This is a genomic window from Nucisporomicrobium flavum, from assembly GCF_016464385.1.
In the GTDB taxonomy this organism is placed as follows: Bacteria; Actinomycetota; Actinomycetes; order Mycobacteriales; family Micromonosporaceae; genus Actinoplanes; species Actinoplanes flavus_A.
The window spans coordinates 61,915-74,219 of the sequence record NZ_JADMLH010000027.1 but is presented as its reverse complement, the minus strand read 5'-3'; the positions used below and the strand labels follow the sequence as shown (position 1 = coordinate 74,219).

At 74.7% G+C, this 12,305-nt stretch carries 16 protein-coding genes; 7 read left to right on the top strand and 9 right to left on the bottom strand.

What is annotated here, in order from left to right; translation table 11 throughout:
* Nucleotides 1-8: 8 nt before the first annotated feature.
* Genes IT780_RS38350 through IT780_RS38340 form a run of 3 tightly spaced genes read right to left on the bottom strand, consistent with a single transcriptional unit; the run spans nucleotide 9 to nucleotide 2,786 of the window.
* Nucleotides 9-818 carry an aminoglycoside phosphotransferase family protein gene (locus tag IT780_RS38350; protein ID WP_199516780.1) on the bottom strand — a complete coding sequence of 270 codons (810 nt, stop codon included), beginning with the start codon at nucleotides 816-818 and terminating at the stop codon, nucleotides 9-11.
* 28 nt (nucleotides 819-846) lie between these two features.
* Nucleotides 847-1,521, bottom strand: coding sequence for a response regulator transcription factor (locus IT780_RS38345; protein ID WP_199516779.1), 675 nt, complete (start codon nucleotides 1,519-1,521; stop codon nucleotides 847-849).
* Entirely contained in the window at nucleotides 1,518-2,786 is a 1,269-nt protein-coding gene (locus IT780_RS38340) for a sensor histidine kinase (protein WP_199516778.1), read from the bottom strand. The genes IT780_RS38345 and IT780_RS38340 overlap by 4 nt, the downstream gene beginning before the upstream one ends.
* A 154-nt stretch (nucleotides 2,787-2,940) precedes the next feature.
* Between IT780_RS38340 and IT780_RS38335 the strand changes: the two genes are divergently transcribed.
* Entirely contained in the window at nucleotides 2,941-3,255 is a 315-nt protein-coding gene (locus IT780_RS38335) for a DUF6223 family protein (RefSeq protein ID WP_199516777.1), read from the top strand.
* Between the two features lie 67 nt (nucleotides 3,256-3,322).
* Here IT780_RS38335 and IT780_RS38330 read toward each other — a convergent pair whose 3' ends face one another.
* Both IT780_RS38330 and IT780_RS38325 read right to left on the bottom strand, forming a co-directional pair.
* On the bottom strand, nucleotides 3,323-3,958 hold the full coding sequence (locus IT780_RS38330; RefSeq protein ID WP_199516776.1) for a 4'-phosphopantetheinyl transferase family protein: 636 nt from the start codon (nucleotides 3,956-3,958) through the stop codon (nucleotides 3,323-3,325).
* Nucleotides 3,955-4,770 carry an alpha/beta fold hydrolase gene (locus tag IT780_RS38325; protein ID WP_199516775.1) on the bottom strand — a complete coding sequence of 272 codons (816 nt, stop codon included), beginning with the start codon at nucleotides 4,768-4,770 and terminating at the stop codon, nucleotides 3,955-3,957. Before IT780_RS38325 ends, IT780_RS38330 begins: the two co-directional genes overlap by 4 nt.
* A gap of 31 nt (nucleotides 4,771-4,801) precedes the next feature.
* Between IT780_RS38325 and IT780_RS38320 the strand changes: the two genes are divergently transcribed.
* The 3 genes from IT780_RS38320 to IT780_RS38310 are packed head-to-tail and all read left to right on the top strand — an operon-like array spanning nucleotide 4,802 to nucleotide 6,556.
* The gene (locus tag IT780_RS38320) at nucleotides 4,802-5,719 is read left to right on the top strand and encodes a nucleotide excision repair endonuclease (RefSeq protein ID WP_199516774.1); all 918 of its coding nucleotides are present in this window, start codon (nucleotides 4,802-4,804) and stop codon (nucleotides 5,717-5,719) included.
* Nucleotides 5,716-6,111: a GNAT family N-acetyltransferase gene (locus IT780_RS38315; RefSeq protein ID WP_199516773.1), complete on the top strand. Its 396-nt coding sequence runs from the start codon at nucleotides 5,716-5,718 to the stop codon at nucleotides 6,109-6,111. Before IT780_RS38320 ends, IT780_RS38315 begins: the two co-directional genes overlap by 4 nt.
* Before the next feature lie 10 nt (nucleotides 6,112-6,121).
* Nucleotides 6,122-6,556 carry a nitroreductase family deazaflavin-dependent oxidoreductase gene (locus IT780_RS38310; RefSeq protein ID WP_199516772.1) on the top strand — a complete coding sequence of 145 codons (435 nt, stop codon included), beginning with the start codon at nucleotides 6,122-6,124 and terminating at the stop codon, nucleotides 6,554-6,556.
* Here IT780_RS38310 and IT780_RS38305 read toward each other — a convergent pair.
* Complete coding sequence (locus IT780_RS38305) at nucleotides 6,543-7,562, bottom strand: NADPH:quinone reductase (protein WP_199516771.1); 1,020 nt, start codon at nucleotides 7,560-7,562, stop codon at nucleotides 6,543-6,545. The two genes, IT780_RS38310 and IT780_RS38305, sit on opposite strands and share 14 nt — an antisense overlap.
* A 93-nt stretch (nucleotides 7,563-7,655) precedes the next feature.
* On the opposite strand from IT780_RS38305, the gene IT780_RS38300 reads away from it, so the two are divergent.
* From IT780_RS38300 to IT780_RS38290, 3 genes are read left to right on the top strand one after another with little or no spacing between them, the layout of a single operon-like run.
* Nucleotides 7,656-7,967: an ArsR/SmtB family transcription factor gene (locus tag IT780_RS38300; protein WP_199516770.1), complete on the top strand. Its 312-nt coding sequence runs from the start codon at nucleotides 7,656-7,658 to the stop codon at nucleotides 7,965-7,967.
* Nucleotides 7,968-8,005: 38 nt separating this feature from the next.
* Nucleotides 8,006-8,329, top strand: coding sequence for a PadR family transcriptional regulator (locus tag IT780_RS38295; protein ID WP_199516796.1), 324 nt, complete (start codon nucleotides 8,006-8,008; stop codon nucleotides 8,327-8,329).
* Nucleotides 8,329-9,393, top strand: coding sequence for a hypothetical protein (locus IT780_RS38290; protein WP_199516769.1), 1,065 nt, complete (start codon nucleotides 8,329-8,331; stop codon nucleotides 9,391-9,393). Before IT780_RS38295 ends, IT780_RS38290 begins: the two co-directional genes overlap by 1 nt.
* Before the next feature lie 55 nt (nucleotides 9,394-9,448).
* Here IT780_RS38290 and IT780_RS38285 read toward each other — a convergent pair whose 3' ends face one another.
* From IT780_RS38285 to IT780_RS38275, 3 genes are read right to left on the bottom strand one after another with little or no spacing between them, the layout of a single operon-like run.
* Nucleotides 9,449-10,255 (bottom strand): ABC transporter ATP-binding protein, encoded by an 807-nt coding sequence (locus IT780_RS38285; protein WP_199516768.1) that lies wholly within the window; start codon nucleotides 10,253-10,255, stop codon nucleotides 9,449-9,451.
* Nucleotides 10,255-11,286: a FecCD family ABC transporter permease gene (locus IT780_RS38280; protein ID WP_199516767.1), complete on the bottom strand. Its 1,032-nt coding sequence runs from the start codon at nucleotides 11,284-11,286 to the stop codon at nucleotides 10,255-10,257. The genes IT780_RS38285 and IT780_RS38280 overlap by 1 nt, the downstream gene beginning before the upstream one ends.
* Nucleotides 11,283-12,254 (bottom strand): iron chelate uptake ABC transporter family permease subunit, encoded by a 972-nt coding sequence (locus IT780_RS38275; protein ID WP_199516795.1) that lies wholly within the window; start codon nucleotides 12,252-12,254, stop codon nucleotides 11,283-11,285. Before IT780_RS38275 ends, IT780_RS38280 begins: the two co-directional genes overlap by 4 nt.
* Nucleotides 12,255-12,305: the final 51 nt, after the last annotated feature.

Below are 12,305 nucleotides of genomic sequence, written 5' to 3'. Positions count from 1 at the left end.
AGGAGGCGTTATTGCTGGAACAGCCAGGAGATCGCGCTGAGGCTCTTCGTGGCGTACTCCTGGCGGCCGGTTTCGAGGCCGTAGGCGAGGTCGGCGATGAGCCCGCACCGCGCGTAGAACCAGATGCGCCGGGCCAGCGCCTGATCGTCCCGCGGCGAGGCGGCCGCCAGTGCGGACGGGCCGAGGTCGCGCAGGATCAGGCCGTAGTCCCGGGCCGGGTCGCCCACCGCGGCGTCGCTCCAGTCGATGACGCCGGTCACCTCGCCCGTGCCGGGGTCGACGAGGACGTGCTCGATGCCCAGGTCGTGGTGGGAGAAGACCAGCGTTGCCGCGGGCGGCGGCTCGGGGGCGGGCTCGGCCAGGAAGGCTTCGACGGCCGGACGGTACGCCCCCGGCACCTGCCCGGCGACCGACGGCCACTGCTGCCGCGCCTCGTCCAGCCAGTCCTCCGGCGGCGCGTCGTCCAGCTCGGCGAAGTCGGCGGCCTGCTCGGGCGGCACGGCGTGCAGGGCCGCGAGGAGGGCGCCCAGCCGCGCCGCCACGCCCAGCCGTGCCGCCCCGTCCGGGCGGGGGTGGACGCCGATGAGGGGCACGCCGGGCAGGTGCGGCCAGGCCATGCAGCCACCGACCGGGTCGACGAAGGTGGGCCGGGGCACGGGCACCGGCGAGAACCCGGCCACGAAGTCCAACAGCCGCGCCTCCGCTGCCACCCGCTCCGCCTCGGCCGGGTCGCGCCGGAAACGGATCACGAGGGTGCCGTTCACCAGGTACGCGCTGTGCTCCGTTCCCGCGCCCAGCGGCTCCACGGTGGGAAACATCGCCCGACCATAGCCCTGCCGCGCGCCGTCAGGGGCTGACCAGCCCTGTCTGGTACGCGATGACCACCAGTTGCGCGCGGTCGCGGGCACCCAGTTTCACCATGGCCCGGCTCACGTGCGTACGGGCGGTCGCCGGGCTCAGGAACAGCGCAGCCCCGATCTCGTCGTTGCGCAGCCCCTGACCGACGAGGGCCACCACCTCGCGTTCCCGGTCGGTGAGGACGGCGAGCCGGTGCGCCGCCGCCCGGTCGGCCGTGCGCCGGGCGGTGAACTGGGCGATGAGGCGGCGCGTGATGCCCGGTGCGAGCAGGGCGTCCCCCGCGGCCACCACGCGGATGGCGTGCAGCAGTTCCGCGGGCCCGGCGTCCTTGAGGAGGAACCCGCTCGCGCCCGCCTCGAGTCCTTCGTAGACGTACGCGTCGGTGTCGTACGTGGTGAGGATCAGGATGTGCACACCGCTCAGGCCGGGCGTGGCGGCGATCTCGCGGGTGGCCTGGATGCCGTCCATCGCCGGCATCCGGATGTCCATGAGGACGACGTCGGGGCGCAGGGCGCGGGCCTGCGTCACGGCTTCGGCGCCGGTGGTGGCCTCGCCGGCCACGGTGATGTCGTCCTCGGTGTCGAGCAGCAGCCGGAAGCCGGACCGTACGAGCCGCTCGTCATCGGCGAGCACCACCCTGATGGGGTGGTCGGGCCCGGTCATGCGTCCACCGCCCCGGCCGGTGCCAGTGGCAGCCGGGCGGTGACCGCGAACCCGCCGCCGGCCGGGCGGGCGTCGAGGTCGCCGCCCAGCAGCCGGCATCGTTCGCGCATCCCGGAGATCCCCCGGCCGGTCTCACCGGGATCCGGACCGCCGGCATGCTCCTCCCGGGGGCCGTCGTCCGTCACCCGGATCCGGACGGCATCGGCGTCGCAGTCCACGGCCACCGTGACGCGGGTGGGACCGGCATGGCGGATCACGTTGGTGATCGACTCCTGCACGATCCGGTACGCGGCGCTGCCCACGGCGGTCGGCACGGCCGGGGGTGGGGACGGCGCCCTGAGGTCGACGTCGAGCCCGGCCGCCCGCGCCGCGGTCGTGAGCTCGCCGATCTCGCCGAGCCCGGGGTGCGGGGCCCGTCCGTCCTCGGCGCCGTGCAGCACCCCGAGGATGGTCCGCATCTCCCGCAGCGCCCGGGAGCTGGTCTGCTCGATGATCTCCAGGGACTGCCGGGCGGGGTCGGGTGGCGGCCCCCCGTCCGGCAAACCGCCGCCACCCGCGCCCGCAACGCTGCCGTCGGCAGCAGCACCAGAAACCCCACCGCGCGCGAGGACGTGAGCCGTCACTCCCGCCTGGACGTTGATCACCGCGATGGCGTGCGCCACGGTGTCGTGGACCTCCCGGGCGATCCGCAGCCTCTCCTCGTCGACGCGGGCGCGGGCCTCCCGCTCCCGGGTCCGTTCCGCCAGCTCCGCCCGCTCCACGGCTTCGGCCGCGATGACCTTGCGGGTACGGACGCTCTCTCCCAGCGCCGCGCTCATGACGGACGCGCCGATGCGGAAGAACACCCAGCCGATCGCGGCCTGAGGTTCGATGTCGGCGGCGGCGATCAGCCAGGCCGGGGCGAGGACGGCGATTCCCGTACCGGCGATGAGCAGCGAGCGGCGGCCGTCGCCGAGGGCCGTGACGGTGTAGAGGGCCACGAACAGGCCGAGCCATCCCGGGCCGTCCGGGAAGTCGAGTGCGTAGTAGATGAGGCTGCTCAGCGCGGCCACGGCGAAGACCGCGACGGGCCGGTGGCGGCGTACGGCGACGACCGCGCCACCCGCGATCAGCAGGAGGTAGCCCAGGTTGCCGAGGTCGGTGAGCGGACGCTGCACCGACTCGGGATCGCCGTGCGTACGCGAGACCGTTCCCTGGACCTGCATCACAGTGACGAAGAGCGCGAGCAGCACGTCCTGTGCCCAGGCGGGCGGGCGGTACGGCATCCCGTGAGTCTAGGAGCCCGGACCGCAGACCGGATCCTCCCGGCGGCGTAGCGGCCTACGTCGAGCTGCGTATCCGCTGTCGCCCTCCGACGGGCGACGGGGCGGCTTCCCGGGCGTGACGATCGTCGGCAACTGCTGTCGAAGGAGGCAAGCCATGTCGTACGAACTCGGCGAGGGCCGGCTGGTTCCCAGCATCGCCGCCCTGATCGCGCTGGCCGGCGTGGTGGTCGGCGGGTGGGCGCTGGCCCGGACGGGCCGTGCCGGTGCCGAACGGGCGGCGGCCGCGGCGATGACGGCCGGGCTGGTCAGTGCCGTCGTCGGCGGCTTGCACGCCGCGAACGCCGCGGGTGGGCTCGGCACGGGCAACGGGCTGGCCGGGGCGGTGGTCGCCCTGGTCCTGGGAGCGATCGCCACGGTCATCGCCGGCCTCGCCCTGCTCCGCACCCGCCGCCGCGTCAAGCAAGGCTGACCAAGAACGCCACCGCGCCAAGCAACGCCGACCACGGACGCCGCCGCGTCCCGCAAGGACAGCACGGTCAGGGAAGGACGATCGCGGTCAGCACCAGCCCGTCCACCACGAGGTACCGACCGGCCAGCGACGAGAACGGCCCGTCCCGCAAGATCCGCGCCGTGAACCCGGCCGCCCCCGGGTCGAACGTCACCTCGGCCTCCTCGAACCCGAGCCACTCCCCCGTACGCGGGAACCAGACCTTGTAGATCGATTCCTTGGCGCTGAACAGCAAGCGTTCCCAGTACGTCTCCGGGTGCGAGCCGGCCAGCTCCGTCAGGTGTTCGCGTTCCGCCGGCAGCGCCACCAGGCCGAGCACACCCGCCGGCAGTGGCCCGTGGGTTTCGGCGTCGATGCCGATGCCGGTCACGTCCGAGGCCCGCGCGACGGCCGCCGCCCGGTAGCCCGCGCAGTGGGTGAGGCTGCCGACGATGCCGGGCGGCCAGACCGGCGCGCCGCGGTCGCCGCGCAGGATCGGCGCGGGCGGGATGCCGAGGGTCGAGAGGGCCTCGCGGGCGCAGTGGCGTGCCGTGGTGAACTCGTCGCGGCGCTTGGGCACCGCGGCCGCGACCAGGGCGGCTTCCTCCGGGAAGAGGGTGGCCGCGGGCGGGTCGGCGAGGGCGTACGCGGATCGGACGTGCGGCGGCAGGATGCGGTCGATCATGCGGGCGAGTCCTCGAGGAAGCGCACCAGCGCGTCGTTGACGGCCGACGGCTGCTCCAGATAGCCGTAGTGACCCGCGCCGGGGATCTCCACGAACTCCGCTCCCGGGATGGCCGCGGCCAGTTCGCGGCCACACGCGGGCGGCGCGATGAGATCGTCGGCGAAGGACATGACGAGCGTACGGACACCGATCGCGGCGTACGCGGCCCGGCGGTCGGTGTCCATTGTCACCTGTGCCTGGGCGCGCAGGCCGGGGTCCGGCCAGTCGGCCGGGGACATCTCGAGGATGTCGAGCCAGTCCTGGGCCGCCTCGGGGTCGGCGAGGGTACGCGGCGAGAGGTTCTGCAGGGCCCGGTTCACCGCGTCGTACGCCGGCGGCAGCGCCGTTCCCGCCTCGGCGAGCTGCCGGTCGGCCGCCGCCAGCGCGAGCGAGATCGGGTCGGGGCGTGCGCGGGAGGCCATGAGGACCGCACTGGCCGTCAGCTCCGGGCGTACGAGAAGAAGTTCCTGGGTGATGAACGCCCCCAGCGACGTGCCCACCACGTGGCAGGGACCACCCGCGACCCGCTCGAGCACGGCGGCCGCGTCGGCGACGAGGTCGCCGACGGTGAGGCCCGGCGCGGCCGGCCCGCTCTTGCCGGCGCCGCGGTTGTCCAGGGCGATCGCGCGGTGACCGGCCGCGACCAGCGCGGGAATCTGGTGCAGCGCCCAGGTCCGCCCGCGCGCGCCGGTGCCCGGCAGCAGCAGCACGGGGTCGCCCCGGCCGGCCTCCTCGTAGTGCAGGGTGACGCCGCCGGCGACGATCGAAGGCATGGCCGAACCCTACCGGGCGGATACTGTCCCGGTGGGTCCCGAGATCCGGCGCATGATCGCCGCACTGCCGTCGTCGCCCGGCGTCTACCGGTTCCGCGACGAGGGCGGCCGGGTGCTCTACGTCGGCCGGGCCACGGGGCTGCGTTCGCGGGTGGCGTCGTACTGGGGTGGCCTGGGCGACCGGCGGCATCTGGCCCGGATGGTGCCGCGGGTGGCCCGCATCGAGGCGCTGACCTGCGATTCGGTGCACGAGGCGGCGTGGCTGGAACGCAACCTGCTGGAGGAGTCGCTGCCGCGGTGGAACCGGACGCGCGGCGGGCAGGAGGTCCCCGCGTACCTGGTGCTGGATGCGCGGCCGGCGACCGCGGGGGTGCGGGCCGTTCACGAGCCGGTGGCCACGGCGCCGGGCGTGAGTGTGTTCGGGCCGTACCTGGGCGGGGTGCGGGCCCGGGCGGCGGTGCAGGCGCTGCACCGGGTGCACCCCTTGGCGTACACCAGGACCGGCCTGACCGGCGCCGAGCGTGACCTCGCCGCCCGGCGCGGGGTCACGCCGGCGGATCGCGAGGACCTGGCCGCGGCCGTCGCGTCGGTGCTGCACCGCGAGGCCGTCGCGGTCGCGGCGGCGCAGGCTCTTCTGGCGGGGGTACGCGACAGAGCGGCCGAAGCTCTCGCGTTCGAGCTGGCGGCCCGCGTCCAGGACGAGCTGCGGGCGCTGGAGTGGGTGACCGCGCCGCAGCGGGTGACGACCCGCGACGCGGCGGCTCTCACGGTCGAGGGCTGGTCGGACGGCTTCCTGGTCTCGTTCACGGTCCGCGACGGCCGGCTGCGGACGTGGACGCAGCGCCGCACGACCCGGCCGGCCCGGCCGGCGCCACCGGGCTGGGCCGCGTTCGCCGCGCGCAACGCGACCCTCGCCGCGACGCTGGCCGGCTCTACGCTTCAGGCGTGACGATCACGTACGGCTGGCGGGCCGCCTTCGGCAACGCCGAGCTCGACGCGTTGCACGCCGCGGGTTTCGGCACCGAACCGCAGGGCACCGACTGGGTGGACCGGGTACGCCGGCACAGCCTGGGCTGGGTCTGCGCGTACGACGGCGACCGGCTCGTCGGTTTCGTCAACGTGCCGTGGGACGGCGGGCAGCACGCGTTCGTGCTGGACACCGTCGTGGCCGCGGACGTGCGCGGCGCCGGCGTCGGCACGGCCCTGGTCGCGACCGCCGCCGATCGGGCCCGCCGGGCCGGCTGCCGCTGGCTGCACGTGGACTTCCTGCCGGAGCTGTCGTCGTTCTACCTGCAGGCGTGCGGTTTCCGGCCGACCGCCGCCGGACTACTAGCACTGTGAAGGGATCACCATGCCACTGACCGGCGAGTACGCCCCCAGCCCGTCCGACTGGGCGCGCGAGCAGGCGGAGAAGTTCGAGGCCAGCCGCGGCGCCGAGGCCAACACGCTGCAGGGCGTGCCGATCATCCTGCTGACCACGGTGGGCGCGAGGTCCGGCAAGCTGCGCAAGACCCCGCTGATGCGCGTCGAGCACGACGGCGAGTACGCGGTCGTCGCGTCCAAGGGCGGCGCACCGACCCATCCGGTCTGGTACCACAACATCGCCAAGAACCCGCACGTCGAGCTCCAGGACGGCGCGGAGAAGCACGATTACACGGCCCGCGAGGTCTCCGGCGAGGAGCGGGAGATCTGGTGGGACCGCTCGGTCGAGGTGTGGCCGGCGTACGCGGACTACCAGAAGAAGACCGACCGCCAGATCCCGGTCTTCGTGCTCACCCGCATGTGACGTCCACCAGCACCTTGCCGACCGCACCGGCCTGGACCGCCCGGTGCGCGTCGGCGGTGCGGTCGAGCGGGAATCGCAGGAGCGGCAGGCCGTGCTCGGCACCGACCGGCAGGGCGCCGGCGCGGACCGCCGCGGCGACGTCCTCGACGGCCGCGGCGCGCGCCTGCGGACCGGCGGTGAACAGCACCAGGAACTGAAGGCGGGTGTTGAGCACCAGGTTGCGGCCCACGTTCAGGTCGACCGGCGCGCCACCGTCGTTGGCGTAGACGGAGATCGTGCCGCGCGGGCGCAGGACGGCCAGGTCCAGCGGGAGGTTCTCGCCCAGCGCGACCTCGGCCACGATGTCGACGCCGTCCGGCGCGACCCCGTGGATGCCCGCGGCCGGGTCGCCCTTGTAATTGATCACGTGATGGGCCCCCGCGGCGGCGGCGAGCCGGGCCTTCTCCGGGCCGCTGACCGTGGTGATCACGGTGGCGCCGGCCCATCGGGCGAGCTGGATCACCGCGTGCCCGACCGCCCCCGCGCCGCCCGCGGCGAGCACGACCTTCCCGTCGAGCGCACCCGGGTGGAGCCGGCGCGGGCCGTCCTCCGCGACGGTGAGCGCGCGGTGCGCGGTGAGCGCCGGGACGCCGAGCGAGGCGCCGACGTCGAAGCTCGCCTCGCCGGGCAGCGGTACGGCCTGGTCGGCGGGCACGACGGTGAACTCGGCGGCGGTGCCGGTGGGCCGTCCCGCGGCGGCCAGCAGCAGCCAGACCCGTTCGCCGGTCCGCGCGGGGTCGACGCCCGCGCCGACGGCGTCGATCACACCCGCGCCGTCGAGGTGCGGGGTGACCTCGGGGAACTGCTTGCGGTGAGCGACGCCGGAACGGGCCTGCCAGTCGGTCGGGTTGACCCCGGACACGGCGACCCGGACCCGGACCTCCCCGGGTCCCGGCGCCGGCAGGTCCCGGTCGACGAGCTGCAGTACGCCGGCATCGCCGGTCTCGCGGTAGATGATCGCCTTCATGGTGTGCCCTCGCCCGGCTCGAGAATGTTCGATGCAGATCGAACGGTACGATGACGATCGAACGTTGCGCAAGATTCGATTACACTTCGGCCGGTGAGTGACGTGCCGGAGCCCGCCCTCGAAGCCGTACCGATCGACGTCGTGCTGGCCGCGCTCGCCGACCCCGTCCGGCTGAGGTTCGTCCGGGCGCTGGACGCCGCCGGCGACTGGGTCTGCGGCAGCGACGCCCTGCGGGAAACCGGCGTCACGATCGGCAAGTCGACGCTGTCGTACCACGTCAAGGCGCTGCGCGAGGCCGGCCTGATCCGCACCCGCGTGCAGGGCACCCGGCGGCTGGTGACATTGCGCTACGAGGAGCTGGGACAACGCTTCCCCGGGCTGCTGGACCTGATCCGGGACCGTTGACCATAGGTTGATCAATTACCTATAGTGCGGGCATGGCCATGCGAGAGCCCACGTTCCTCATCCTGACCGCGCTGGCCGAGGGGCCACGGCACGGGTACGGGATCATCCAGGAGGTCGGCGAGCTGTCCGGCGGACGGGTGAAGCTGCTGACCGGCACCCTCTACACGGCGCTCGAGCGGCTCACCGCCGAAGGACTCGTCGTGCTCGACCGGGAGGAGCGGGTCGACGGCCGCGGGCGCCGCTATTTCCGGCTCACCTCCGACGGGCTCGGCGCGCTCCGGGCCGAGACCGTCCGCCTGCGCGAGCTCGCGGCCGCGGCGGAGAAACGGCTCCGCCGGGCGCCGCGGCCGGGGGTGGCGTGATGCCGTACGGGTGGATGCTGGTCACCTATCCGCGGGACTACCGCCGCGAGCACGGCGCCGAGCTGCTCGAGCCGCTGCTCGCCGAGGGACGCCGCCCGGCCGTGCGCGAGGTCGTCAACCTGCTCGGGCACGGGCTGCGTACCCGGATCGGCCGGCCCGGAAGCCGCGCGGCGGTGGTGTGCGCGGTGCTCACCACGGTCATCGCCGGCGTGTTCGGCGCCGCTTTCGGCTCGTGGGCGGGCTGGCGCACCTCCGGCCCGCTGCCGGAGCCGGGATGGGCCCGGGCGCTGCTCGCCGACGTCGCGCCCGGCAGCGACGTGGAGACCGTCGAGCCGCCGTCCTCCTCCTCGTCGTCCCGGTTCGCGCTGCTGAGCCGCGGGCTGAGCTGGGACGACGTCGACGGCGTGCTGTTCGCGAGCGTCACCGAGCACCGGGCGGCGACGGCGGGTGCGCGGGTCGGGCTACCGTCCGGCACAGACCCGGAGACTCCGGCGCGGGAGGTCACCGCGCGCCTGGTGCTCACCGGCTGGACAGTCCACGCGCCGATCCGCACCGACGTGCCCGGCGATCCGGCGGCGGGCGCGCGGTCGATCCGGATCGAAGCCGTCCGCGACGGCTGGACGCTGACCCTGGAGGCGAGGCCGGCACACGCCGATCGGGCAGCCGTGCTGACGGCGATCGTGCGCCGCCCCACGCCGGCCGCCGCCTGGATCGGCGGCGTGGCGGGCGCCCTGGCGGCCGGGGCGATCGCGTTCCTGCTCTTCGCCTGGGCGAGCCGGCGCACCGGCCGGCCCGGCCACCCGGCGCGCGTTGCGGTCATCGTCCCGTTCGGACTGGCCATGATGTTCTGGTGGGTGCCGACGACGGCCGCGGTCGCGCTGGTCGGATCGTCGCTGCGCAGTGAGCCGCAGGTCCGGGGCACCCAGCTGTGGGAGTGGCTCGGCCAGCCGACGATGTCCGCGCTGTTCCTGGCCGGCGCCGCCCTCGCCGCCCTGTCCCTGCTCCTGGCCGCCCTGCCGCCCGGCCGCGAGCTCCCCCGGACCGGCCCGGTCACCGACTGGTAGCACCAAGCCGCGACCCGCTCCGGCCCTGCCATCGGCCGGCAGCGTCAAGCCGCGCTCAGCGGGTCAGGCGACCGCCCCGGGCCGACCGGGCGGCCGGTACCACGAGCGGCGTGCCGGTCTGCGGGTCCGGGATCACCTCGCACGGCAGCCCGTACACGTCGTGGACCAGGTCCGCCGTGATGACCGTGCCCGGGTCGCCGGCCGCGACCACCCGCCCGTCCTTCATCGCGATGAGGTGGGTGGCGTAGCGGCAGGCGTGGTTGAGGTCGTGCAGGACGGCGACCAGCGTGCGGCCCTGCTCGTTGAGGTCGGCGCACAGGTCCAGCAGGTCGATCTGGTACGCGATGTCGAGGTACGTCGTCGGCTCGTCGAGCAGCAGCAGGTCGGTCTGCTGGGCGAGCACCATCGCCATCCAGACCCGTTGCCGCTGGCCGCCGGAGAGCTCGTCGACCGCCCGGTCCGCGAGCGCCGTCACGCCGGTGGCCTCCATCGCCGCCGCGACCTGGTTCTCGTCCTCCGGGGTCCACTGGCGCAGCAGCTTCTGGTGCGGGTAGCGGCCGCGGGCGATCAGGTCGGCGACCGAGATCCCCTCCGGTGCCGTCGCCGACTGCGGGAGCAGGCCGAGACGGCGGGCCACCTCCTTGGCGCGGTACGAGCCGATGTCCTTGCCGTCCAGCACCACCGACCCCTGCCGCGGGGCGAGCAGCCCGGCGAGGGCACGCAGCAATGTGGACTTGCCGCAGGCGTTGGGGCCCACGATGACGGTGAACGAGCCGTCGGGGACGGTCACGTCGAGGCCCGCGGCGACCACGCGCTTGTCGTACGCGAGGGTCAGCTCGGACCCGGACAGCCGTGACGTCATCAGCTTCCCTTCCGCCATTGCACGCTGAGCAGCCAGGCCAGGTACGCCCCGCCGACCGCGCCGGTGACCACGCCGACGGGCAGCTGGGCGGGGGCCAGCAGCCGTTGCGCGACGAAGTCGCTGAGCACCATGACCAGCGCGCCGGTGACCGCGGACGGCACGAGCTGCAGCGAGGCGGAGCCGGTGAGACGCTTGGCGATCTGCGGCGCGGCCAGCGCCACGAACGCCACCGGGCCGGTCGCCGCCGTCGCCACCGCGCAGATCGCCACGGCCAGCAGGACGAGGATCAGGCGGGAGCGGTTCACCCGTACGCCCAGCGAACGGGCCGACTCGTCACCCATCTCCAGCATGCGGAGCCGCCGGCCGAGCAGGAGCAGCGGCGGGGTCAGCACGAGCAGCGCCAGGGCGAGCAGGCGGACGTACTCCCACGTGCGGCCGTTGAGCGTGCCGACGAGCCACACCGCGGCGGCCTGGGCGGCGTCGAGGCGGGCGCGGCCGATGAGGTAGCTGTTGAGGGCGACGAGCATCGCGCTGATGCCGATGCCGACGAGCACGATGCGCCGGATCGCGCCGCCGCCGACGGATGCGAGGGCGTACACGATCAGGGCGGTGAGGATGCCGCCGATGACCGCGCCGACGGCCGCGCCACCGGGGCCCGCGCCGCCGACCAGGATGGCGAGGACCGCGCCGGAGGCCGCTCCGGTGGTGAAGCCGACGATGTCCGGGCTGCCCAGCGGGTTGCGTGACAGGCTCTGGAAGACCGCACCGGACAGGCCGAACGCGGCGCCGGTCAGCACGGCCAGGGTGACCCGGGGCAGCCGCAGGTCGAGCAGGATGAAGCGGTCCGAGCGGCGGCCGCCGCCGCGCAGGATCTCGGCGATGTCGGCGAGCGGGAGGCGTACGCCCACCGCAGCGACCGTCCACACCGCGACGGTGGCCGCGGCGACGACCAGCAGCGCGGTCACGCCGAGGGTGCGCAGGTCGAGGCGCAGGGCGACACCCGGCGCGCGCAGGGTCAGCCGTCTGCTCACAGCGGCACGATACGGCGGCGGAGGATGACGGCGAGGAAGACCGGCGCACCGACGAACGCCGTGACCAGTCCCGTCTGCAGTTCGCCCGGGCGCATCAGCACCCGGCCCGCGATGTCGGCGAGCAGCAGCAGGGCCGGGGCGAGGACCAGCGAGTACGGCAGCAGCCACCGCTGATCGGGCCCGACGAGCGTACGGGCGATGTGCGGCACGGCGAGCCCGACGAACGCGATGGGCCCGACCGCCGCGGTGGCCGCCCCGCACAGCAGGACGACGGCCACGGCGGACAGCAGCCGGGTGCGGTTGAGGTTGGCGCCGAGCGCCCGGGCGGTGTCCTCGCCGAGCGCGACGACGTTGAGCGACGGCCCCAGCGCGAGGGTGATCAGCGTGCCGGCGGCGATGAACGGCAGGACCCCGTACAGGACGGAGAGGTCGCGTCCGGCGAGCGAGCCGACCTGCCAGAGCCGGTAGCGGTCGAAGGTGGTGGCGTCGAGCAGCGAGACCGCGTTGACGACGGCGAGCAGGGCGGCGCCGACCGCCGCCCCGGCCAGCGCGAGGCGTTCCGGGGAGGCGCCGGAACGGCCGCGGGTGCCGAGCAGGTAGACGACGGCGAACGCGCCCGCCGCGCCGGCGAACGCGAACCAGATGTAGCCGGTGAGCGAGGCAACGCCGAGGACACGGATCGCGAGCACGACGGCCGCGGCGGCGCCGGCGTTGATGCCGAGGATGCCGGGGTCGGCGAGCGGGTTGCGGGTCAGCGCCTGCATGAGCGCGCCGGCCAGGCCGAGCGCGACGCCGGCGGCGAGGCCGATGAGCGTCCGCGGGATGCGCAGGTCGAGGACGATGCGGACGTCCTCGGCGCGTCCCGGGACGCTCGCGTGCCCGTCCAGGGCGTCCCAGACGGTGCCGAGCGGGATCGACTTGGTGCCGACCGCGACGCTGAGCGCCGCGACGGCCGCCAGTGCCGCCACCGCGGCGACGAGCCCGAGGCCGCGCGTGGTCAGCCCGCCCCGGGCGCGGAC